Source organism: Hyphomonas sp. NPDC076881 (assembly GCF_050269995.1).
In the GTDB taxonomy this organism is placed as follows: Bacteria; Pseudomonadota; Alphaproteobacteria; order Caulobacterales; family Hyphomonadaceae; genus Hyphomonas.
Genome location: NZ_JBNNJJ010000005.1, coordinates 1 through 23,148 on the forward strand (window position 1 = coordinate 1; position 23,148 = coordinate 23,148).

23 protein-coding genes, 1 tRNA gene and 1 pseudogene are annotated in these 23,148 nt (G+C 60.5%); 24 read left to right on the forward strand and 1 reads right to left on the reverse strand.

All coding sequences use genetic code 11. From position 1 onward, the window contains the following. A pseudogene (locus ACQKI2_RS06790) lies at nt 1-88 on the forward strand (hypothetical protein); the annotation flags it as partial. Nucleotides 89-145: 57 nt separating this feature from the next. Here ACQKI2_RS06790 and ACQKI2_RS06795 read toward each other — a convergent pair. After that, entirely contained in the window at nt 146-700 is a 555-nt protein-coding gene (locus ACQKI2_RS06795) for a carboxymuconolactone decarboxylase family protein (RefSeq protein WP_427378946.1), read from the reverse strand. Between the two features lie 79 nt (nt 701-779). Between ACQKI2_RS06795 and ACQKI2_RS06800 the strand changes: the two genes are divergently transcribed. The 23 genes from ACQKI2_RS06800 (at nt 780) to ACQKI2_RS06910 (ending at nt 23,146) form a co-directional block, all read left to right on the forward strand. Further along, nucleotides 780-855 (forward strand) — tRNA-Trp (locus tag ACQKI2_RS06800). Nucleotides 856-969: 114 nt separating this feature from the next. Beyond that, nucleotides 970-2,583: an alpha-glucosidase gene (locus tag ACQKI2_RS06805; RefSeq protein ID WP_427378947.1), complete on the forward strand. Its 1,614-nt coding sequence runs from the start codon at nt 970-972 to the stop codon at nt 2,581-2,583. A gap of 91 nt (nt 2,584-2,674) precedes the next feature. Next, on the forward strand, nt 2,675-4,144 hold the full coding sequence (gene zwf / locus ACQKI2_RS06810) for a glucose-6-phosphate dehydrogenase (RefSeq protein ID WP_427378948.1): 1,470 nt from the start codon (nt 2,675-2,677) through the stop codon (nt 4,142-4,144). 4 nt (nt 4,145-4,148) lie between these two features. Next, on the forward strand, nt 4,149-4,859 hold the full coding sequence (gene pgl / locus ACQKI2_RS06815; RefSeq protein ID WP_427378949.1) for a 6-phosphogluconolactonase: 711 nt from the start codon (nt 4,149-4,151) through the stop codon (nt 4,857-4,859). A 3-nt stretch (nt 4,860-4,862) separates the two neighbouring features. After that, nucleotides 4,863-6,695: a phosphogluconate dehydratase gene (edd, locus tag ACQKI2_RS06820; protein WP_427378950.1), complete on the forward strand. Its 1,833-nt coding sequence runs from the start codon at nt 4,863-4,865 to the stop codon at nt 6,693-6,695. A 3-nt stretch (nt 6,696-6,698) separates the two neighbouring features. Further along, nucleotides 6,699-7,664 carry a glucokinase gene (locus ACQKI2_RS06825; RefSeq protein ID WP_427378951.1) on the forward strand — a complete coding sequence of 322 codons (966 nt, stop codon included), beginning with the start codon at nt 6,699-6,701 and terminating at the stop codon, nt 7,662-7,664. Nucleotides 7,665-7,849: 185 nt separating this feature from the next. After that, entirely contained in the window at nt 7,850-8,224 is a 375-nt protein-coding gene (locus tag ACQKI2_RS06830; protein ID WP_114105581.1) for an NADH-quinone oxidoreductase subunit A, read from the forward strand. Beyond that, nucleotides 8,194-8,796: a NuoB/complex I 20 kDa subunit family protein gene (locus ACQKI2_RS06835; RefSeq protein ID WP_427378952.1), complete on the forward strand. Its 603-nt coding sequence runs from the start codon at nt 8,194-8,196 to the stop codon at nt 8,794-8,796. The genes ACQKI2_RS06830 and ACQKI2_RS06835 overlap by 31 nt, the downstream gene beginning before the upstream one ends. 11 nt (nt 8,797-8,807) lie before the next feature. Then, a complete protein-coding gene (locus tag ACQKI2_RS06840; RefSeq protein ID WP_427379141.1) occupies nt 8,808-9,425 on the forward strand; it encodes an NADH-quinone oxidoreductase subunit C in 618 nt (205 codons plus the stop codon). 432 nt (nt 9,426-9,857) lie between these two features. Then, the gene (locus ACQKI2_RS06845) at nt 9,858-11,063 is read left to right on the forward strand and encodes an NADH-quinone oxidoreductase subunit D (RefSeq protein ID WP_427378953.1); all 1,206 of its coding nucleotides are present in this window, start codon (nt 9,858-9,860) and stop codon (nt 11,061-11,063) included. Beyond that, nucleotides 11,060-11,407 (forward strand): SgcJ/EcaC family oxidoreductase, encoded by a 348-nt coding sequence (locus tag ACQKI2_RS06850; protein ID WP_427378954.1) that lies wholly within the window; start codon nt 11,060-11,062, stop codon nt 11,405-11,407. The genes ACQKI2_RS06845 and ACQKI2_RS06850 overlap by 4 nt, the downstream gene beginning before the upstream one ends. Beyond that, the gene (locus tag ACQKI2_RS06855; protein ID WP_427378955.1) at nt 11,407-11,859 is read left to right on the forward strand and encodes a VOC family protein; all 453 of its coding nucleotides are present in this window, start codon (nt 11,407-11,409) and stop codon (nt 11,857-11,859) included. The genes ACQKI2_RS06850 and ACQKI2_RS06855 overlap by 1 nt, the downstream gene beginning before the upstream one ends. Next, nucleotides 11,860-12,678, forward strand: coding sequence for an NADH-quinone oxidoreductase subunit NuoE (nuoE, locus tag ACQKI2_RS06860; protein ID WP_427378956.1), 819 nt, complete (start codon nt 11,860-11,862; stop codon nt 12,676-12,678). It abuts the gene before it with no gap. A 3-nt stretch (nt 12,679-12,681) separates the two neighbouring features. Continuing rightward, nucleotides 12,682-13,989 (forward strand): NADH-quinone oxidoreductase subunit NuoF, encoded by a 1,308-nt coding sequence (nuoF, locus tag ACQKI2_RS06865; protein WP_427378957.1) that lies wholly within the window; start codon nt 12,682-12,684, stop codon nt 13,987-13,989. 5 nt (nt 13,990-13,994) lie between these two features. After that, nucleotides 13,995-14,396 (forward strand): hypothetical protein, encoded by a 402-nt coding sequence (locus tag ACQKI2_RS06870; RefSeq protein ID WP_427378958.1) that lies wholly within the window; start codon nt 13,995-13,997, stop codon nt 14,394-14,396. Between the two features lie 2 nt (nt 14,397-14,398). Further along, entirely contained in the window at nt 14,399-14,797 is a 399-nt protein-coding gene (locus ACQKI2_RS06875) for a hypothetical protein (RefSeq protein ID WP_427378959.1), read from the forward strand. A gap of 6 nt (nt 14,798-14,803) precedes the next feature. Then, a complete protein-coding gene (gene nuoG, locus ACQKI2_RS06880) occupies nt 14,804-16,903 on the forward strand; it encodes an NADH-quinone oxidoreductase subunit NuoG (protein WP_427378960.1) in 2,100 nt (699 codons plus the stop codon). 9 nt (nt 16,904-16,912) lie between these two features. After that, entirely contained in the window at nt 16,913-18,007 is a 1,095-nt protein-coding gene (nuoH, locus tag ACQKI2_RS06885; RefSeq protein WP_427378961.1) for an NADH-quinone oxidoreductase subunit NuoH, read from the forward strand. Beyond that, complete coding sequence (gene nuoI / locus ACQKI2_RS06890) at nt 18,004-18,489, forward strand: NADH-quinone oxidoreductase subunit NuoI (RefSeq protein ID WP_427378962.1); 486 nt, start codon at nt 18,004-18,006, stop codon at nt 18,487-18,489. The genes nuoH and nuoI overlap by 4 nt, the downstream gene beginning before the upstream one ends. A 70-nt stretch (nt 18,490-18,559) precedes the next feature. Beyond that, the gene (locus ACQKI2_RS06895; protein WP_427378963.1) at nt 18,560-19,153 is read left to right on the forward strand and encodes an NADH-quinone oxidoreductase subunit J; all 594 of its coding nucleotides are present in this window, start codon (nt 18,560-18,562) and stop codon (nt 19,151-19,153) included. A 3-nt stretch (nt 19,154-19,156) separates the two neighbouring features. Further along, entirely contained in the window at nt 19,157-19,465 is a 309-nt protein-coding gene (gene nuoK / locus ACQKI2_RS06900; RefSeq protein ID WP_427378964.1) for an NADH-quinone oxidoreductase subunit NuoK, read from the forward strand. Between the two features lie 7 nt (nt 19,466-19,472). Beyond that, nucleotides 19,473-21,644: an NADH-quinone oxidoreductase subunit L gene (nuoL, locus tag ACQKI2_RS06905; RefSeq protein ID WP_427378965.1), complete on the forward strand. Its 2,172-nt coding sequence runs from the start codon at nt 19,473-19,475 to the stop codon at nt 21,642-21,644. Beyond that, nucleotides 21,644-23,146, forward strand: coding sequence for an NADH-quinone oxidoreductase subunit M (locus ACQKI2_RS06910; RefSeq protein WP_427378966.1), 1,503 nt, complete (start codon nt 21,644-21,646; stop codon nt 23,144-23,146). The genes nuoL and ACQKI2_RS06910 overlap by 1 nt, the downstream gene beginning before the upstream one ends. Nucleotides 23,147-23,148: the final 2 nt, after the last annotated feature.

A 23,148-nucleotide genomic window follows, 5' to 3' on the forward strand; every position in this document is an offset into this window, starting at 1 on the left:
GATCGCCATGGACAAAGGCCTGCGCTTCGCCATCCGCGAAGGCGGCCGCACCGTCGGCGCCGGCGTCGTGTCCGAAATCAAGAAATAAGCTTCTCGCTCCGGCGAAAAGTGAAGCGGGCGGCAGGCAACTGCCGCCCGTTTTCTTTTATGGCTGTTTGCGGTCGATGATGGCCGTGCCCTTCGGCCCGCCGTCTTCGATGTCGACTCCGAAGGTTTCCAGGAAGCGGCAGACCATCATGTAATAGCCGGTCAGCAGGACGAGTTCCTCAAGGCCTGCGAGCCCGAAATGCGCTCTGACGGCTTCCACCTGGGCATCGGAAGGGCGGGGATTTGCGACAAGGTGGTCGGTGAAGCTGAGTGCAATCTGCTGCTCTTCCGTCAATCCGGAGGCGCCAGGCCCCTCCTTCACGGCTTCAATGAGGGCGGGTGTCATGCCGACAGCCAAGCCAATCGCCTCGTGCTGGGTCGTCTCATAGCTTGCGCCGGAGAGATACCCCACACGCAGGACCACGCATTCGCGCGTAACAGGGTCCATCTTGCCCTTGATCAGGAAAGCTGTGCCCATCGAAACAAAAGGTTTCAGCATATGCGGCGCATGCGCCAGCATCTTGAAAACATTCAATGGGGCGAGGTTTCCCAGCACTTTGTCGCCGCCGGGGGCGAGGATGCTGAGGTCTTCCGGATAGGGCAGGCGGGGCATAGCGTGAAATCTCCCTTGTGACTTTATCAGGCACAGGCTTGCAGCAATCACAGAGTTGGGGCAAATGCCTTCCAGCCTTAGGGGTATAGCTCAGTTGGTAGAGCGGCGGTCTCCAAAACCGCAGGTCGGGGGTTCGAGTCCCTCTGCCCCTGCCAGGCGCCTTTTCCAGACAATTCAGAACGCAGTCGCCTGTGCCATTTGGCGCGGCCCCCTTGTCATTGGCGGCGCAGCGGCCGAGACCTTGATGGAGCGCAGTTCGGGAGGTCCGCATGAGCCAAGATACGCAACCCTGGTGGCGCGGCGCGGTCATCTACCAGATCTATCCGCGCTCCTATCAGGATTCCAATGGGGACGGCGTGGGAGACCTGCCGGGGATCACCCGCCGCCTCGATCATATCGCGGCGCTCGGCGTGTCGGCCATCTGGATCTCGCCCTTCTTCCGATCGCCGATGAAGGATTTCGGCTATGATGTGTCGGACTATTGCGATGTCGATCCGGTGTTCGGAACCCTGGCAGATTTCGATGCGCTTCTGGAAAAAGCGCACTCTCTCGGCCTGAAAGTCATCATTGATCAGGTTTATGCCCACACCTCTGATGAGCATGCCTGGTTTATGGAGAGCCGCGCTTCCCGATCAAACCCCAAGGCAGACTGGTTCGTCTGGCGCGATCCCAAGCCCGATGGCACGCCGCCTAACAACTGGCAGTCGGTGTTTGGCGGCCCGGCCTGGACATGGGACGCGCGCCGCGGTCAGTATTTCATGCACAACTTTCTCTCCGGCCAGCCCCAGCTGAACCTCCACAATCCCGAGGTTCAGGACGCGCTGTTCGGCGTCGCGAAATTCTGGCTGGATCGGGGCGTGGATGGTTTCCGGCTGGATGCGATCAACTTTGCGATGTTTGATCCCGAATTCCGGGACAATCCACCCTGGCCGGCCGAGGGGCGCACGATCACCCGGCCATTTGACCTGCAGCACCATATTCACAACCAGTCGCACCCGGATATTCCGTTATTCATGGAGCGGGTGCGCAAACTCGCCGATGGCTATGGCGATATCTATACGGTTGCCGAAATTCCGGGGCCTGATCCGATACCCGAAATGCGCGCGTTTACGGCCGAAGGCCGGCTCAGCTCGGCCTACAGCTTTGACTTTCTATACGCCAAATCGCTGTCGGCCCGCCGGGTGAAAGCCGCCCAGATGAACTGGGCGGGCCCGTTCAGTGAAGGGTGGGCAGCCTGGGCCTTCTCCAACCATGACGCCCCCCGCTGCATCAGCCGCTGGTGCCCGCCCGGCGGTGATCTTGCGGCCTATGCCAAGCTGACCAATGCGTTGCTGCTCTGCCTGCGCGGCAACCCCATCCTCTATCAGGGGGAGGAGCTGGGGCTGACGCAAGCCGAGATCGCCTTTGAAGATTTGCAGGACCCGGAAGCTATCGCCAACTGGCCGTTGACGCTCGGGCGGGATGGCGCCCGTACGCCGATGCCCTGGATCAACGACAACAGCTATGCCGGTTTTTCTGAGGTGAAGCCGTGGTTACCCGTCGGCGCAGGCCATGCGCTTCAAGCGGCGGCGGCGCAGTATGGTCAGCCCTTCTCGGTGCTGGAGTTCACGCGGCAGGTGATTGCGCTGCGCAACAGTTCGGCCGCATTCAGGCTCGGTGAAGTGAGTTTTCCAGACGCACCTGCGGACATGCTGGCAATCGAGCGCAGCTTTGAAGAGGAGCGCGTGCTGTGCCTTTTCAACCTGGCGAACGCGCCGCAAGAGGTTGGCATACCCCTCCCAGCGGCCCGAACACTCCTGGCGTCGGATGGAACGATGCGTCTTCCGGAGCGTTTGGCGCCTTTTGGAGTATGGATTGGGGCATTGGATAACAGGGCGCCATGACTAACGTTGTCATTTTGTTTGGAAGCGTCATATAAGGCCTGAAACTGTCTCGGCTCCCTGTGGCAGCCGACCTGAGAGAGGAAGCGCCCCGGTGGCAAAATTTGTTCCTGTTGAACCCTTCGACATCGTGATTTTTGGCGGCACGGGTGACCTGTCCCGGCGCAAACTTCTTCCCGCGCTTTACCACCGCTGGGTCGATGGGCAGATCCCCGAAAACTCCACCATCGTCGGCACGGCGCGGTCGGATATGGATACGGCGGCTTATCGGACTGTCGCCCGGGAAGCGTGTGAAAAGGCATCAGGGAAGTCCTGGGATGCAGCCGCCTGGGACAAGTTCGAAAAGATCCTGCACTATGTCACCATTGATGCCACCAATCCGGAAGGCGATTGGGAGGGGCTCAAAAGCAAGCTGTCGTCCGAGGGAGAGCGCCCACGGATTTTTTATCTCGCGACGTCGCCGCACCTCTATGTCGATATCTGCCGGGCGCTTGGCGCAGTCGGTCTTTCGGGCGGTCTCTCGCGGGTTGTGCTTGAAAAGCCGATCGGCACTGACCTTGCTTCCGCGCAGGCGATCAACGACGGTGTGGCGGAAGTGTTCGCCGAACGGCAGGTGTTCCGGATTGACCATTATCTCGGCAAGGAAACGGTACAGAACCTTATGGTGCTGCGTTTCGCCAACATTCTGTTCGAGCCGCTCTGGTCGCAGAACTATATCGATCACGTTCAGATCACGGTGGCAGAAGATCTTGGGCTTGAGGGGCGTGCGGACTATTACGACCGCTCTGGCGCGCTGCGGGACATGGTGCAGAACCACCTGCTGCAGCTCCTTTGCCTCACGGCGATGGAGCCGCCCAATGATCTCGACGATGATGACATCCGTACCGAGAAGATAAAAGTGCTCAAGGCGCTTCGCCCGGTAACAGAGACCGATGCGCGGCGGTTGACGGTGCGCGGGCAATATGCCGCCGGGATTCATGCCGGGCAGCCCGTGAAGGGGTATGTCGAGGAACTGTCCGCCCCCGAGGGCAGCAAGACGGAAACCTTCGTTGCAATCAAGGCAGAGATAAGCAACTGGCGCTGGACCGGCGTGCCATTCTACCTGCGCACTGGCAAGCGTATGTCTTCGCGCCATTCCGATATCGTGATCCAGTTCAAGCGTGCGCCCCACAATCTGTTCGGTGAACAGTTCGGAAACGTAAACAAACTGGTGATCCGCCTTCAGCCGGATGAGGCCGTGCGCCTCTATGTGCAGATCAAGGAGCCGGGGCCGGGCGGCTTGCGGGTCAAATCCCTGCCTTTGAACCTTTCCTATGCGGAGAGTTTCATGCTGCGTTATCCCGATGCGTATGAGCGCCTGCTGATGGATGTGGTGCGTGGCAATCTCTCGCTGTTCATGCGGCGAGATGAAGTGGAGGCGGCCTGGCGCTGGGTGGATGGGCTTATAGAAGCCTGGGAATCCAGCGGATACGAACCGGAGACCTATCCGGCGGGTACGGACGGGCCGATGTCTTCTGCCATGCTCATGGACCGCGATAATCGAAGCTGGTGGAAGGAGAGTTAAGCAGATGGATTCACGCCTCATAGTTCTGGATGACCGGGAAGCTGCCTCAGCGCTCGCTGCTGAACTCGCCGCGCTTCATTTGTCGAGAACCATCGCAAGGGACGGGCAGGCCAGTTTCATGGTCTCTGGCGGCACGTCGCCGGGCCGGATGTTCAGCCTGCTGGCCGAGGAGCATCTTGAATGGGAAAAGGTCACCGTCGGGCTGGTGGATGAGCGCTGGGTTGCGCCTGATCATCCGGAGTCGAACGAAAAGGCCGTCCGGGAAAAACTTCTGAAAGGGCCCGCCTCTGCGGCGCATTTCGTCCCGATGAAAACGGCAGATGCAGAGCCAGCCAGCGCAGTAGCCAGCCGCGCAGCCGCGTATGCGCCGTATCTTTCACCACTCTCCTGCATTCTGCTTGGAATGGGGCCGGATGGACACACCGCAAGCTGGTTTCCCGGCTCAATGGGGCTGGAGCAGGCGATGTATCCGAAAGATGGCGCCGTCATCGCTGCAATAGATGCAAGCAACACGCCCGTCGCTGGAGAGTTCCGGCACCGCATGACGCTGACGGCGGACCCTGTCTGCAATGCCGAGGCGGGTATTCTCCTGGTATTCGGGGAAGACAAGAGAACGGCGCTCGAGCACGCCCTGAAGGGCGACGAGCAGCTATATCCGGTGCGCCGGGCCATCGAGGGGCTGGGCCGCCGCCTCTCCATCATTTGGGCACCTTGATCCATGTCGCCGCTGCATCCCACTGTCGAGGAAGTCACCCGCCGCATCGAGGATCGGTCAAAGGATTCCCGCGCCGCCTATCTTGAAATGATCCGTAGCCGGCGCCCCAAGGCCTATGCGCGTACACGTCTCCACGAGGGGAATATCGCCCATGCATCTGCGGGGTGCGCGGTGATCGAGAAAGCACAGATCCTTGGCGCTGGCTGGCCTGTCATCGGCATCATCACGTCCTACAATGATATGCTGTCTGCCCACGCGCCGTTTGAAACCTATCCGCAGATCATCCGGGATGCTGCGCGGGAGGTGAATGCTGTGGCGCAGGTGGCGGGCGGCGTTCCGGCGATGTGCGATGGCGTCACACAGGGGCAGGAGGGTATGGAACTCTCGCTGTTCTCGCGCGACATCATTGCCATGGCATCAGCGATCGGCCTGTCTCACGATGCGTTCGATGCGGCGCTGCATCTGGGCGTCTGTGACAAGATCGTGCCGGGGCTGGTGATCGCTGCGCTGCGCTTTGGCTGGCTGCCCTCGATCTTCGTTCCGGCCGGCCCAATGCCTTCCGGTTTACCCAATCCGGAGAAAGTCCGTATCCGGCAGTTGTTCGCCGAAGGTAAGGTCGGCCGGGACGCTCTGCTCAAGGCAGAAGCGGAAAGCTACCACGCCCAGGGCACGTGTACCTTCTACGGCACGGCAAACTCGAACCAGATGATCATGGAAGTCATGGGCCTTCATCTGCCCGGCGCTGCTTTCACCAATCCGGGTACGCCGCTTCGTGCTGCGCTGACCCGTGCTGCCGCTCAGCGCGCGGCCGCCATTACCGCGCAGGGCAGCGATTACCGGCCGGCCGGGGAACTTGTCGACGCCCGCTCGCTGGTCAACGCGATCGTCGGCCTGATGGCAACGGGCGGCTCGACAAATCATGCCCTTCACATCCCGGCGATGGCGGCCGCTGCAGGGCTGGAGGTGACGCTGGAAGATTTTGCTGACCTCTCCCGCGTGACCCCGCTGATGGCGCGGATCTATCCGAATGGCGGCGCGGACGTGAACCATTTTCATGCGGCGGGAGGCATGGGCTTCCTTGTCCGGGAGCTGATCAATGCTGGCCTGTTGCACGGGGATGCGTCTGCGGTGATGGGAACGCTGGCCGAATATAGTCACGAGCCGTTCCTCCAGGATGGCGCGCTTGCCTGGCGGCCTGCGCCCGATGTCAGCGGCGACAGGGATGTCCTGCGGCCTGCCAGCGAGCCTTTCTCGGCTGATGGCGGTTTGCGGCTTATGGATGGCCCGCTCGGGCGCGGCGTCTGCAAGGTCTCTGCGATCAAGCCCGAGAACCGTATCGTCGAAGCGCCCGCTCTCGTCTTCGATACACAGGAGGCGCTTCGTGAGGCATTTGAGGCGCGCCAGCTCGACCGGGATTTCGTCGCGGTTGTGCGTTTCCAGGGGCCGGCGGCCAACGGCATGCCGGAACTTCACGGCCTTTCGCCCGTTCTCGGCGTGCTGCAGGACCGGGGTTACAGGGTGGCTCTGGTGACGGACGGACGCATGTCCGGCGCCAGCGGCAAGATCCCCGCCGCCATCCATGTCGCGCCGGAAGCGGCACGCGGTGGCCCGCTGGCGCGGGTGCGGGATGGCGACATCATCCGGCTGGATGGCGAGACTGGGCGCCTCGACCTGAAAGTCGATCCTTCGGAGTTTGCGTCCCGCGCGCCCGCCGAGTTCCGCCCAAACCGGCCTGCGACGGGCCTTGGCCGCGAAATGTTTGATCTCTTCCGGCATGCCGCCAGCACGGCCGATTGTGGCGCCAGCCCGTTTCGTTTTCTTGGCGCAGGGGCTTGAGCGATGCAGCAACCGATCCTTGTCGGCGATATCGGGGGCACCAACGCCCGTTTCGCCCTGGCATCACGCCAGGATGGCAAGCTGCACATCGAGCATTTCGAGAAGCTCGCTGGGGACGGGTTCGGCGCGTTTGATGAGGCGCTGCAGCAATATCTCGACCAGACCGGAGCCGAGGTGTCGGAGGCGTGTTTTGCGCTCGCTGGACCCATCGAGAATCAGGAAGTCACGCTGACCAATCGCGGCTGGCATGTTTCCGCCGGCGGCGTGAAGGAAAGGTTTGGCTTTCAGGACGTGTGCTTGATCAACGATTTTCACGCGATGGCGCGCGCCGTTCCCGAATTTGCGTATGATTCGTTCGACTGCATTTTTCCCGGTACGCCAAAGCCGGGTGCCCCGGTGCTGGTGACCGGGCCGGGCACGGGATTCGGGGTGGCGACCTTGTTGTCCGAGCCGGAAGGCCGTTGGCGCGTTGTGTCAGGGGAAGGGGGGCATATGGCCTATGCCCCACGCACCGATGTGGAACATGCGCTCGCCCGCCTGCTGACGCGCGATCATGGATATGTGTCGAACGAACTGGTTGCCTCCGGCAGCGGGCTAGATGAGGTTCACGCGGCCTTCTGCGAGATTTTCGGCCGGCCTCTGCTCGAACTCACGCCTGAAGAAATGCGCCAGCGCGCCGATTCGGGGGATGAACTCTTCCGCACGCTCATCGAAGTGCGGGCGCTGGCTGTACTGGGCGCTGCAGGAGATCTTGTTCTTGCCAATGGCGCGCTCGGGGGTGTGGTGCTTGCGGGCGGCGTCAGTGAGCGCATCTCGGATTTCCTCAAAACGGCTGCGGCCAGGGAGCGATTCGTGACGCGCGGACCGATGAGTCACTACCTCGAGAACTGTCCCGTATGGCTGATGCGGGAGCCGGTGGCGCCGCTGATCGGCGCGGCGGCGCATTATGAGCAGCATAAGCGCGCGTGATTGAGAATTATTCGCAAATACAGGGCTTTCCTGCTTCCTCCGTGACCGACCGCCGCAGCAAGTGACCCGTGAAATTGCGTTTTCGCAGGATATACTGCGAGGCGCTGCGATTACAGATGCGCGTCAGTTGCGCCCGGCGGGAAACCGTCCTAATCGGGCGGCAACGCAATGGGAGCAATTGCACTATGACGGAAGTTGAACGGCTTGCCCTCGACTATCTCCCGGTCATCATTTTTCTGGTGATCGGTGCGGTGATTTCGTGTCTTTTCGTGATCGGGAACGTGCTTCTGGCTCCTTCGAAGCCCGACCCGGAAAAGAACTCCGCCTATGAGTGCGGTTTCCCGGCCTTCGATGATGCCCGCATGAAGTTCGATGTGCGATTCTATCTCGTCGCCATCCTGTTCATCATCTTCGACCTTGAGGTTGCCTTCCTGTTCCCTTGGGCGATCAGCCTGGGAGAGATCGGTGTTGTCGGTTTCTGGTCGATGGTGGTGTTTCTTGGCGTGCTGACGGTCGGCTTTGTCTATGAATGGCGCCGCGGCGCTCTGGAGTGGGAATGATGTCTGACAATTCCTACAAACCATATGCGCTGGGTGGCGCGCGGGCAGGGGTCGAAGGCGGCTTCCGGCCTGGCGATGATGACCCGTTCTATTCCGGCCTTTCAGATCAGCTTGCGGACAAGGGCTACTTCACGGCCGCAGCGGATGATCTGATCAGCTGGGCGCGTACCGGCTCGCTGATGTGGATGACGTTCGGTCTGGCCTGCTGCGCTGTGGAAATGATGCACGCCGGTAACCCGCGCTACGATCTGGAGCGGTTCGGCATGGCGCCGCGCGGGTCGCCGCGCCAGTCAGACGTGATGATCGTCGCCGGTACGCTCACCAACAAGATGGCGCCCGCGCTCCGCAAGGTCTACGATCAGATGCCGGAGCCGCGTTATGTGATCTCGATGGGCAGCTGCGCCAATGGGGGCGGCTATTACCATTACAGCTACAGCGTCGTTCGCGGCTGCGACCGCATCGTTCCTGTGGATATCTACATTCCGGGCTGCCCGCCCACCGCTGAGGCTCTCGTCTACGGCTTCCTGCAGCTGCAGAAGAAGATCCGGCGCGAAGGCTCGCTTGAGCGCTGATGGTGACGACAATGGATACTCAGGCGCTTTCCGAACTTGCAGCCCATATCGAAAGCCGCATGCCCGACGCCGTGCGCAGCTGGCAGATCCGCGTGGGCGAACTGACGCTTCTGGCCGAACGGGACCATATCGTCCCGCTGCTGCGTTTCCTGCGGGACGATCAGCAATGCAACTTTGAAACCTTCATTGATGTCTGCGGCGTGGATTACCCCGAGCGGTCGGAACGGTTCGAAGTTGTTTACCACCTCCTGTCGATGCGGATGAACCACCGCATCCGCGTGCGGATACGCACCGATGAGGAAACGGCGGTCCCGAGCATCGTATCCCTTTGGCCGGTTGCCAACTGGTTCGAGCGTGAAGCGTTCGACATGTACGGCATCCAGTTTGCCGACCATCCGGATCTGCGCCGCATCCTCACCGATTACGGTTTCGAAGGCTGGCCGCTCCGCAAGGACTTCCCGCTGACCGGGCACTATGAGGTTCGTTATGACGACCTCGAGAAGCGCGTGATCTACGAGCCCGTGAAGCTTGCTCAGGAATACCGCAATTTCGATTTCCTCTCGCCCTGGGAAGGCATGACCAGCGTCATTCCCGGCGACGAGAAAGCTGGTGGCGGGGAAGTCAAATGAGGCATCTTTCTTCCTTATGCCTATTATCTCTTTTGTCTGTGGCCACAATATCGGGGCTTCCTGCCCATGCGGAAAAAGATGAGGAGATCTTGAGCGCACTCTCTCTGCAGGTAGGCACTTGTTTTGCTCTGTCTGAGCATGAGCGTGTGCGATTTGCTACTGATCAAGGTCGGGTCGAAGCGTGGCTAGCCGCCGACCGTTATTGGGCTTTGGTGGAGCAACGTTGGGATTTGAGCGCGGAACGAGTAGCGGCCGAAAAGCAGGATTTCATCGATACTATCTCGGGTATGGAAGCAAGGTCGCACGGGATGGGTTCGTTAGCGGCCGCATCTATGGAGTCCGTTGCTTGTTGTCTCCCTGATACACTGGCTGCGGCAGAACCCGGTGCATGTCCAATTGCAAGAGGCGTCTCAAAGTCGCTTGGGGGTAAACATGGCTGATACGGCTCATATCGCAGACATGGACGACCGCAAGTTCACGCTGAACTTCGGGCCTCAGCACCCCGCCGCCCACGGCGTGCTGCGCATGATCCTCGACCTTGACGGCGAGATCGTTACCCGCGTGGACAGCCATATCGGCCTTCTCCACCGTGGCACGGAAAAGCTGCTGGAATACAAGACCTACCTTCAGGGTATGCCGTATTTCGACCGGCTCGATTACTGCTCGCCAATGAACCAGGAACACGCCTGGTGCCTCGCCATTGAGAAATTGCTCGGGGTGGAAGTACCCCGCCGCGCCAGCCTCATCCGCGTCATGTACTCGGAAATCGGCCGGATCATGTCGCACCTCTTGAACATCGGTAGTGGCGTGCTGGATGTGGGCGCGCTGACGCCGATCACCTGGTGCTTCGAGGAACGCGAGAAGCTCTGCGTGTTTTATGAACGTGCATCGGGCAGCCGTATGCACGCGGCCTATTTCCGTCCCGGCGGCGTCCATCAGGATCTACCCCAGCGCCTGATCGACGATATCGCCGCCTGGTGCGAGCAATTCCCCGAGAAGCTCGACCAGATCGAGGGCCTCGTTACCGAAAACCGTATTTTCAAACAGCGCAACGTCGATATCGGCGTGGTCGACCAGCGCACGATCCTCGATTGGGGCTTCAGCGGCGTCATGTTGCGCGGCTCTGGCCTCGCCTGGGATCTGCGACGTGCGCAGCCCTATGAATGCTACAGCGAACTGGACTTCAAAGTTCCTGTCGGCCGCCATGGCGACAATTACGACCGCTATGTCTGCCGCATGGAAGAGATGCGCGAGTCCGTGAAGATCATTCTCCAGTGCATCGACCTGATGGCGAAGGATGGTCCTGGTCCGGTGCTTCTGGCCGGTTCGAAACTCTCCCCGCCGCGCCGCGGCGAGATGAAGAATTCGATGGAAGCGCTGATCCACCATTTCAAGCTGTACACGGAAGGCTTCCACGTTCCGGAAGGTGAATGCTACGCCGCTGTCGAAGCCCCCAAGGGTGAGTTCGGTGTTTACCTCGTGGCAGACGGGACAAACCGCCCCTATCGCGCCAAGATCCGCGCCCCGGGCTACCCGCACCTCCAGGCGATGGACCATCTCTGCAAGGGCCACCAGCTGGCAGACGTGTCCGCGGTTCTCGGTACACTCGACATCGTGTTCGGGGAGATCGACCGGTGAGCGCTTCGTTTGATCTCATCCAACGGCAGCTGGAAGCCTATAATAATCAGGATATCGACGCTTTCCTCGCCTGCTATGCAGACGATGCCGAACTCGCGACGCTGAATGGCGGGGTAAACCAGAAGGGTCTGGACGCCATCCGCAAGCGTCACGAAGACCTCTTCGCTCAGTTCCCGCAGAACCGCGCAAAACTGGTCAACCGGATCGATCTCGGCACGACCGTGATCGATCACGAAGCGGTGGAGCGTTCGCCTGGCGGTGAAACCTTCGAGGTGGCCGCCATCTATACCCTCCGCGATGGCAAGATCGCCCGCGTCGATTTTGCGAGGGCTGGGGCGGTCTGATGGGCGTTCTGCCGGAACAGCGTGTATCGGTCATCACCGTCGGGGTTCGCGACCTCGCCGGCATGATACGTTTTTACACGGATGTTCTGGGGTTTGAGGATCGCGGCGTCAAAGGCGAGGTGGCGTTCTTCAACGCCGGCGGCCTCGTGATCGACCTTTGGGACGAAACCAAGCTCGCCGCTGACGCGGGCGTTTCCGATGATCGCAAGGGCGCCTTCAAGGGCTTCGCCCTGGCGTTCAACGCACGCTCTGCCGAAGAGGTGGACGAGATTTTCAGCCGGCTGGAGCGTGCAGGCGCACGCATTTCCAAGCCGCCGCACAAGACATACTGGGGTGGATACTCCGGCTACTTTGCAGACCCCGAAGGGAATGCCTGGGAAGTTGCCTACAATCCATTCTGGCCAATTGACGAAGCGGGCCGCGTTGCCGTTCCGCTTGCGAAGGAGCAGTAGATGGCATTGCGCCGGTTTGATCTTGAGGCGGGCGGCGACAGCTTCTCCTTCAAGCCTGAGACAGAAGACAAGATTGCGTTCTGGCGGGGCAAGTATCCGGCGGACAAGCAGCGCTCGGCGGTCATCCCGCTGCTCTGGCTCGCCCAGAAGGACAACAATGGCTGGCTCTCCGAGCCGGCCATGCGCGAAGTCGCTGACCGTCTGGAGATGCCCTACATCCGCGTCTACGAGGTCGCCACATTCTACACGATGTTCCGTCTCCAGCCGGTTGGGAAGTTCCATCTCCAGCTTTGCGGCACCACGCCTTGTCAGCTCCGCGGCGCGGATGACCTGAAAGAGGTCTGCAAGCGCGAGATCGGCAATCAGATGTACGTTACCGATGACAAGCGCCTCTCTTGGGAAGAGGTTGAATGTCTCGGCGCCTGCGTGAATGCGCCGATGGTGCAGATCAACGACGATTACTACGAAGACCTGACACCGGACTCCCTGGCGCAGATCATCGGCCGGCTGAAGAATGGCGTGGAGGTTGCGCCCGGCCCGCAGATTGATCGCGTCAACAGCGCCCCAGAAGGCGGTGCCAAGACGTTGACGGACGAAGCGCTCTTCGATGGCAGCCGCAATTCGGTCAAGACACTGCCAAACCTGCCGGAGCCGGCAGGGGAGGCCACCGCCGAAGCTACCGGCCGCCCAGATGCTGGCGCGCCGACCAATGTGAAGCGCGAAGAGCCGACAGCAGGCAAGGCGACGCTGATCGACACGACCAGCAAGCCGGATGCAACAAAGGACGGCATGTCCGCCCCGAAGGACAAGAAGGACTAGGCCATGTTGCAGGACAAGGACCGCATCTTCACAAACCTCTACGGCCTGCATTCGCCGGGCCTGGAAGCCGCCAAGCAGCGCGGGGCCTGGCACCTGACGCGCGAAATGCTCGCCATGGGGCCGGACTGGATCTGCGACCAGATCAAGGCATCGGGCCTGCGCGGCCGCGGCGGCGCCGGCTTCCCGACCGGCCTGAAATGGACCTTCATGCCGAAGGAAGTGCGCGACCGTCCGCACTATCTCGTCGTCAACGCCGACGAGTCCGAACCCGGGACGTGCAAAGACCGCGAAATCCTCCGCCACGATCCGCATCTGTTGATCGAAGGCTGCATGGTGGCGAGCCGCGCGATGCGCGCCCACAAATGCTATGTCTATATCCGCGGCGAATACATCAACGAGCGTCATGCGCTCGAAAAGGCCGTCAAGGAAGCCTATGAGGCCAAGCTCATCGGCAAGGACAATGTGAACGGCTGGGATTTTGATCTCTATGTACACCATGGCGCCGGTGCTTACATTTGCGGCGAGGAAACCGCGCTGCTCGAAAGCCTTGAAGGCAAGAAGGGCCAACCGCGCCTGAAGCCGCCATTCCCGGCGAATGCCGGTCTCTATGGCTGCCCAACCACGGTGAATAACGTCGAATCCATCGCTGTGGCGCCCACAATTCTGCGCCGCGGGGCGCAGTGGTTTGCCGGCTTTGGCCGCCCGAACAATTCAGGCACGAAGCTGTTCTGCATTTCCGGCCATGTGAACAAGCCGTGCAATGTCGAAGAAGAGATGTCGATCACCTTCCGTGAGCTGATCGAAACCCATTGCGGCGGCATTCGCGGTGGCTGGGATAATCTCAAGGCCGTGATCCCCGGCGGCTCATCTGTGCCGATGGTGCCGGCAGAGCAGATCATGGACGCCTATATGGATTTCGACACGCTGCGTGATCTGAAATCCGGCCTCGGCACGGCCGCTGTGATCGTAATGGACAAGCAGACGGACCTGATCAAGGCGATCGCCCGCCTCGCTTATTTCTACAAACATGAAAGCTGCGGCCAGTGCACGCCGTGCCGTGAAGGCACCGGCTGGATGTGGCGCGTGCTGGAGCGCATGGTGCGCGGCGAAGCCGAGCATGACGAGATCGACACGCTGCTGGACGTTACCAAACAGGTCGAAGGCCACACGATCTGCGCCCTTGGTGACGCCGCCGCTTGGCCGATCCAGGGCCTGATCCGGCACTTCCGCCACGAAATCGAAGACCGCATCACCCAGTATCGTTTGCCCCGCGCAATGGTTCAGGGCGCTGTCGTCACGGCTGCGGAGTAGGCGTCGTGGAGGCTTTCCGGAAAACCAATCTTGCGTTGATCCTTTGGTGCTTGATTGTTGCCGGGAGCTACGCGTTCGACCTTCTCCGGGTTTATGATGCCATGGGCCGAGAAGAGATGGGTTTCTTGGATCTCGATTGGTATGGCCTGATCTTTTATGGATTGAGCGGCGTACTTATTACGGGGGCGTTACTGTCAATTTTTACAGTAAAGTTCCTTTGGGTTGTGGTGGCTGCTGTCGTACTCAAAGCCTTGATGCAGCTCCCAGTGGCCACAGAACTTGGCGTGAATATCTGGCAGGTGTTTTTCCGCACGGCGTTTGTCGCGGGGCTCAGCTATATGTTTATCCATTGGGCTAGACAGATGGGCGCGTATCGTCAGGAACAAGCATTGCCGGAGGAGTTCTGAATATGAGCCTCACCCGCGCCATCCTGATCGTGTCCTGGTGCCTGTCGCTGGCCACCCTTCACGGGGTTGTCGCGATTGCGCTGGGCTATGTGATGCCGCGCAATGGCGGCGTGGTTGAAGGCCAGCGGCTTTACGTGATGGCTGTCGCCGGTGCTTCGCTGCTTTCTGCCATCCTTGCACTGATGGCTATCTTCTACGTCAAGGCGCTCTGGGGCGTCATGGTGCTCGCCATCGTCAGCGCCGGCCTGTTTTTCTATGGCATGATTGAATATGCGCTGCCATTCAATCTGCTGGTCCTGGGCGCTCTGGTTGCCCAGTTCATATTCTCCCGCTTCGCCATTGGCCTCAACGCCATCGACAATCCTGGCAAGCCCCGCATCAATCCTTCCGAAGAGTTCTGAAGTCCCATGTCCGACACTTTCAAGCTGAACATCGACGGCCAGGAAATCGAAGTGCCCAAGCACTACACGCTGATGCAGGCGTGTGAGGAAGCGGGCGCCGAGATCCCGCGCTTCTGCTATCATGAGCGCCTGTCGGTCGCCGGCAACTGTCGCATGTGTCTCGTCGAGTGGGAAGGGGCGCCCAAGCCCATCGCCTCCTGCGCCCAGATCGTCGGCGACATGCGCCCGAACCGGGATGGCTCTGCCCCCATCGTGCGCACGGGTGGTGCCTATGTCGAAAAGGCGCGCAACGGGGTGATGGAGTTCCTGCTCATCAACCACCCGCTCGATTGCCCGATCTGTGACCAGGGCGGTGAGTGCGACCTTCAGGACCAGGCGGTGGCCTATGGCCGCTCAACCTCGCGCTATGATGAAAACAAGCGCGCTGTCGAAGACAAATACATGGGCCCGCTGGTCAAGACGATCATGACCCGGTGTATCCAGTGCACGCGCTGCGTCCGCTTCGTGGCCGAAGTCGCCGGCGTCGAAGAAATGGGCATGATCAGCCGCGGCGAAAACGCCGAGATCACGACCTATCTGGAAAAATCGCTGACGTCTGAGCTCTCGGGTAACGTCATCGACCTGTGCCCCGTCGGTGCGCTGACGTCGAAACCTTACGCCTTCAATGCGCGCCCCTGGGAGCTGCGCAAAACCTCTTCTATTGATGTGATGGACGCCATGGGCGCCGCCATCCGCGTTGATGCCAAGGGCGATGCCGTGATGCGCATCATGCCCGAGCTCAACGAAGAGGTGAACGAAGAGTGGCTGTCGGATAAGTCCCGCTTCGTGTGGGATGGCCTCGGCCGTCAGCGCCTTGATCGTCCCTACATCCGCGAGAATGGCAAGCTGCGCGCTGCCACATGGGGTGAGGCCTTCGAGGCCGTGAAAGCGGCCCTCTCGGCCAGTGCCGACAAGATCGGCGTGGTCGCCGGTGACCTGATTGAGGTCGAGCAGGCCAAGGCCGCGCTGGACTTCTTCCGCAGCCTCGGCGTGAAGAACACGGACTGCCGCCCGGCAGGCGCCCAATACGGCACTTCAGGTGTCCGGGAGCACTACCTCTTCAACCCCACCCTGATGGGTATCGAAGAGGCCGACGCCCTGCTGCTGATCGGCGCCAACCCGCGCGTTGAGGCCGCCGTCTGGAACGCCCGCATCCGCAAGTCCTGGCTCTGGGGCAATCTCAAGATCGGCCTCATCGGCGAGGCTGTCGATCTGACCTATCCCTATGAGCATCTCGGGACCAGCGCAGCTGACCTCGACAAACTCGCCTCAAGTGATTTCTTCCAGGTCCTGAAGGATGCCAAGCGTCCGATGATTGTGGTCGGGGAGGGCGCACTTTGTCGCGAGGATGGTCTCAAACTGTCCGAAATTGTCCATAAACTGTCCCAGACTGTCGGTGCGGTGTCCGAAGAATGGGCCGGTTTCGGCGTGCTTCATACCGCAGCTGGCCGTGTTGGCGCGTTGGATGTTGGCTTCGTGCCGGCGGAAGGCGGCCTTGCAACCGCCGAAATCCTGGGCGGCGGCCTTTCCACGGTCGTGCTCCTCGGCGCTGATGAAGTGGACCTGTCAAAGCTTGGAAATTCCAAGGTTATTTATGTCGGTTCCCATGGCGATGCGGGGGCAAGCCGGGCAGACATCGTCCTGCCCAGCGCTGCCTATACCGAAATGACCGCCACTTACGTAAACACCGAAGGCCGGGTCCAAATGACCACGCGCGCCGTCCAGCCGAAAGGCGAGGCACGGGAAGGCTGGGCAATTTTCCGTGCCCTTTCAGCGGTTTGCGGAAAGCCGCTTCCTTATGACACAGCAGACCAGCTCCGTGCGCTCCTGCGTGGCAAGGAAGGCGAAAACACCGTGTTCTCCGGCCGCGGCTACGCCCCCGGCGCACGCGGCGTGGAGGCGCTTTCCCGGCCGGTGGCAGACGCCTCAGGCAGCCTCAGCAGCGCCCCCTTCAAATCTGCAATTGTGGATTTCTACCTCACCAACCCGATTGCACGGGCATCCAAGACAATGGCCGAGTGTTCTGCGCTGGCAAGCCGCCTAGACACTCCGGTAGCGGCAGAGTAGGGCGGCGCCATGAGCAACGCGATCGAGTCTCTTGGCAGCCTCTGGGGGCCGCTGCTGGTGTTGGGTCAGATTGGCCTGTTCACACTGGTGCTGCTTCTGTCGATTGCCTTCCTTCTGCTGCTGGACCGCAAGGTCTGGGCCGGCGTGATGATGCGCAAGGGCCCGAACGTGGTCGGCCCCTTCGGTCTGCTTCAGTCCTTCGCGGACTTCGGCAAGTTCCTGCTGAAGGAAATCGTGATCCCGGCAGGCGCCAACAAGGCTGTGTTCCTTATGGCGCCGATCCTGACCTGTACGCTGGCCTTCGTAACCTGGGCGGCCATTCCCGTGGCGCCCGGCACCGAAACGGGCACCAGCTGGGTTATCGCCAACCTGAACGTGGGTATCCTCTATCTCTTCGCGATCTCGTCGCTGGGTGTCTATGGCATCATTATGGGCGGCTGGGCATCCAACTCCAAATACCCGTTCCTCGGCGCGCTCCGCTCGGCAGCGCAGATGGTGTCCTATGAGGTGTCCATCGGTTTCGTGATCGTCACCGTGATCTTGCTGGTCGGGTCGATGAACCTCACCACCATCGTCAACAATCAGGATGGCGGCATTCAGAACTGGCATGTGTTCAGCTTCCAGTATTTCCCGCTGATCCTCGTCATGCTGCCGATGTTCGTGATCTTCTTCATTTCGGCGCTGGCAGAGACCAACCGTCCGCCATTCGATCTTCCGGAAGCAGAATCTGAACTGGTTGCGGGCTATCAGGTCGAATACGGCTCGACGCCGTACCTCCTCTTCATGCTGGGGGAATATCTCAACATCGTGCTGATGTGCGCGATGATGACGATCCTGTTCCTGGGCGGCTGGCATGGCCCGATTGCCCTGGGGCCTGAGCTTACGGCAAACCTGCCGCCGCTTCTCCTCAGCCTCGCCGGCCTTGCCTGGTTCATGGGGAAGGTGCTGTTCTGCTTCTTCCTGTTCGCTCTGGTGAAGGCCATCGTGCCTCGTTACCGCTACGACCAGCTGATGCGTCTGGGCTGGAAAATTTTCCTGCCGACTTCGCTGGCAGCGGTGATCCTCGTGGCTGGCTATGTGACATTCGTGGGAGGTATCTCATGACCCTTGCGCAAACCCTTCGCGGCGCTCTGCTGACGGATTTTCTCGGCGCATCTTGGCTCGCAGTCCGGGAGATGTTCCGCCGCAAGGCGACTGTGAACTATCCCTTCGAGAAGAACCCGCTTTCGCCTCGTTTCCGCGGGGAACATGCCCTCCGCCGCTATCCCAGCGGGGAAGAGCGCTGCATCGCATGTAAACTCTGCGAGGCAATCTGCCCGGCGCAGGCGATCACCATCGAAGCCGAACCCCGCGAAGACGGCGCTCGCCGCACGACGCGCTACGATATCGACATGGTGAAGTGCATCTATTGCGGCTTCTGTCAGGAAGCCTGCCCGGTGGACGCCATCGTCGAAGGGCCGAACTTTGAATTTGCGACTGAAACACGCGAAGAGCTGTTCTACGACAAGGAACGGCTACTTGCGAATGGCGACCGCTGGGAACGGCTGATCGCCAAGAATCTCGAATTAGATGCGCCGTACCGGTAGGGCGGCGCTGGGTTGAAGCAGGGCCGGGCCGGTCAGGTTCTGGCATTTAGCAGGAAGGGGCGAACAAGCCGTGGCGTTGATCGCTTTCTCATTGATTGCGGCGGTTGTCGTGTTGGCGGCGATGTTTGTCATCGCAGCGCGAAACCCCGTGCACTCCGTGCTCTGGCTCATTCTGACGTTCTTCTCGGCGGCGGGGCTTCTGGTCCTGATTGGCGCCGAGTTCCTCGCGATGCTGCTGGTGGTCGTGTATGTCGGCGCTGTGGCCGTGTTGTTCCTGTTCGTTGTGATGATGCTGGACGTCGATTTCGTCGAAATGAAGCAGGGAACCCTCCGGTACTGGCCGTTTGCGCTGCTTGTGGGTGTCATTCTGCTGGCGGAACTGGCGCTTGTTTCTGTCGCGGGCGGCAGTGTTCCCACCGGCAATATGGATGCGTCGCCGAATGCGCCGACCAACGCGGAAGCCATCGGCTATGTGATGTATACCGACTACATTCTGCTGTTCCAGCTGGCGGGCATTGTGCTGTTGGTGGCGATGGTCGGGGCGATTGTTCTCACACTGCGCCACAAGCCGCACATCAAGCGTCAGGATATCGCTAAGCAGACCGGCCGCCGCCGCGTGGACGCTATTGAGCTCAAGGACCCAACACCAGGGCAGGGAATCTGACAGATGGAACTGGGCCTATTTCACTATCTTCTTGTGTCAGCGGCACTGTTCACAATCGGTGTCGTCGGCATCTTCGTGAACCGCAAGAACATCATCGTCATCCTGATGGCGATTGAGCTGATCCTGCTTTCCGTGAACATCAACCTGGTGGCCTTTTCGGTCTTCAGCGGCACGATCCAGGGGCAGATCTTTGCCATGCTGGTGTTGACGGTTGCAGCCGCTGAAGCCGCTGTGGGCCTTGCGATCCTGGTCGTCTATTTCCGTAACCGGCGCGACATCTCGGTTGAGAATGTCGACCTCATGAAGGGCTGATAAGGGTATGCTTCCTGATAGCCTTCTTCTTTTCATCGTTCTGGCGCCCGGTATCGCGGCGCTGTTCGGTCTGTTTCACAAGATCATTGGTGACCGTATCGTCATGCTGGTCACCACTGGTACGGTGCTGACCGCGGGTGCGCTCTCGCTCTACCAGCTCTTTGCCTATGTGGCGGGCCTTGGTCATGCCGGCGGCCATGAGGCGCACGCGGCGCTTGACGCTTACCTGACCGCTGGCCCCGCGCACGGCACTCAGGAGCTGAAGCAGCACATCATCACGCTGATGCCGTGGATCGAGGTGGGCAACTTCAAGGCCAATTGGGCGATCCGGGTGGATGCGCTGTCCATTGTCATGATGGCGGTAATCACGGGCGTCTCCGGCCTCGTTCATCTCTATTCCTGGGGCTATATGAGCGAAGAGCCGCACAAGGCGCGCTTCTTTGCCTATCTCTCGCTCTTCACCTTCATGATGCTCATGCTGGTGGTGGCCGATAACTTCATCCAGCTGTTCTTCGGCTGGGAAGGTGTGGGCCTCGCCTCCTACCTGCTCATCGGCTTCTGGTACACGAAGAAGGCGCCGAATGATGCCTCTATCAAGGCCTTCGTGACCAACCGCGTGGGCGATTTTGGTCTCGCCCTCGGCATCATGGCAGTGTTTTTCGTGTTCGGCAGCGTCGAGTTCGGCCCGGTTCTGGATGCAATCCGGAACAATGCGGTCGTCACGCCCGCTGCCTTCGCAGAAGCCGCCCCCGCACGCGAAGTCATCATCTCCTTCCTTGGCCAGCGCGTTTATGCCCTCGAACTGATCGGTATCCTTCTGTTCATCGGCGCGATGGGTAAGTCGGCACAGTTCTTCCTGCACGTCTGGCTGCCGGACGCCATGGAAGGCCCGACACCGGTGTCCGCGCTGATCCACGCGGCGACGATGGTGACGGCGGGTGTCTATCTCGTCTGCCTCGTCTCGCCGATCTATGAATACACGTTCTATGCGGCGGGCATGATCACGCTGGTTGGTGCCGTCACGGCGCTTTACGCCGCAACGGTGGGCATGGCTCAGAACGACATCAAGCGCGTGATCGCCTACTCAACCTGTTCGCAGCTGGGCTACATGTTCTTCGCGGCCGGCGTTGGCGCGTACGAAGCGGCGATGTTCCACCTCTTCACGCACGCCTTCTTCAAGGCGCTCCTCTTCCTTGGTGCGGGCTCCGTCATTCACGGGATGCATCACGAGCAGGACATGCGCCGTATGGGCGGCCTGGCGAAGTTCATGCCGCTGACCTATGCCGCCATGATGATCGGCACGATCGCCATCATCGGCCTCGGCATCCCGCACACAAAACTCGGCTTCTCTGGCTTCTTCTCCAAGGATGCGATCCTCGAGAGCACGTTTGCAGGTGGCAGCGCGCAGGTGATGTTCGGTCAGATGGCGTTCTGGTTCGGTCTGCTGGCAGCATTCCTGACGAGCTTCTATTCCTGGCGCCTGATCTACATGACCTTCCATGGCCCGCTGACGCAGCATGGAGAGCATCACGATCATGGGCATCACGACACCCATGAGAGCGAAGACGTAAAAGGGGAGGAGCATCCTGCTGACGATCACCATGCGCACACGCCGCATGAGAGCCCGATGGTGATGCTCATCCCCCTGGGCCTGCTCAGCCTGGGTGCGATTTTCGCCGGCTTCTATTTCTACGATGCTTTCGTCGAGGCAAATAACGAGGCGTTCTGGGCTGGCGCGATCTACCGCGCTGCAGAGAACCACGTTCTCCATGATCGCCATAATGTTCCCGAATGGGTGCTGTGGGCGCCTCTGGTGGTTACCGTCGCCGGTTTTGTGCTGGCGAGCATGACCTACTTCTTCAACAGAGGTGTGGGCGCGCGGATTGCGGCCAGCGGTGGCCCGCTTCATGCGCTGTTCTCAAACAAGTGGTATTTCGACGAGATCTATCAGGCCACGCTGGTTCGCGGTTCGGCCTTCCTCGGAAACATTTTCTGGAAGGCTGACAAGAAGATCATCGATGGCGTCGGGCCGGATGGGGTGGCCTGGTTTGCCGGCTTCAGCGCCCGCCGACTCGCAAAACTCCACACAGGTTATCTTTATCACTATGCATTCGTGATCATCGGGGCGGCCATTGTCTTCGGCGCGATCCTGTGGCTGCGGGCCGGAGGGGCCAACTGATGGGCGGTTTCCCCATTCTCACTGCAACGACATTCCTGCCTCTGATCGGGGCGCTGCTGATCGTACTGGTGCGGGCGGCAACGGCCGGCAGCCGCGCAGTCGCGGATGATGGCCGGCAGAACCGCGCCATTCTCATGGCGTCGCTGATCATCTCGGCAGCGACATTTGTGCTGTCGGTGGCGGCCTTTGTGTCGTTCGACGCCTCCCAGCCGGGTTACCAGCTGGTCGAACAGCATGCCTGGTACGGCCCGATCAGCTACAAGCTGGGCATCGATGGCCTGTCGATTTCGCTGATCCTGCTCACGACGTTCCTTACGCCGATCTGCCTGCTGGCAAGCTGGAATTCGATCGACAAGCGCGTGACCGAATATGTGGTCGCTTTCCTCGTGCTCGAGACGTTCATGATCGGCGTTTTCACGGCGCTGGATCTGGTGCTGTTCTATATCTTCTTCGAAGCTGGCCTGATCCCGATGTTCCTGATCATCGGTATCTGGGGCGGGAAGGACCGTATTTATGCGTCCTTCAAATTCTTCCTCTATACGCTGATCGGCTCGCTTCTTCTGCTCGTGGCTGCGATCTACATGATCCAGGCAGCAGGCTCGGCAGACTTCGAAGTGCTGGAGCAATACGCCTTTGATCCCAGCGTTCAGACATGGCTCTGGTTGGCCTTCCTCGCGTCCTTTGCGGTGAAACTGCCGATGTGGCCGGTCCATACCTGGCTCCCGGATGCCCACGTTCAGGCGCCCACAGCGGGCTCCGTGGTGCTGGCCGGTGTTCTGCTGAAAATGGGTGGTTACGGCATGCTGCGCTTCTCGCTGCCGATGTTTCCGGAGGCGAGTGCGTTTTTCCAGCCGATGATGTTTGCGCTGGCCATTGTGGCGATCATCTACACGTCGCTCGTCGCCTGGCGGCAGACGGACATGAAGAAGCTGATTGCCTATTCCTCTGTCGCGCACATGGGCTTCGTGACGCTCGGGATCTTCGCGTTCAATGAGACGGGTATTCAGGGCGCCATCTTCCAGATGTTGAGCCACGGTCTCATTTCCGGCGCGCTCTTCCTTATCGTCGGCGTGGTCTATGACCGGATGCACACCCGCGAGATTGCCGCCTATGGCGGCTTGGTCAGCCGCATGCCGATTTATGCTGGCTTCTTCATGCTGTTCACGATGGCCAATGTGGGCCTTCCGGGCACCAGCGGCTTTGTGGGGGAAATCCTCACCATGGTCGGCGGCTTCCAGGCGGCAACCTGGGCAGCCTTCGGCGCCGCCTTCGGTGTGATCTTCTCGGCCGTCTACATGCTGACGCTGTATCGCCGGACAGTCTTTGGCGAGATCACCAATCCCCACCTTGAGGATATCAAGGACATGAACCGTATCGAATGGGTTTGTATTGCCCCGCTCGCGGCGCTGACGATCCTGTTCGGTGTTGCTCCGAACCTCATTTTCGCCGTCACCAGTGGTGCTACCGCGCGCATCATCGCGCTCATGGCGGGAGGCCAGTAAGC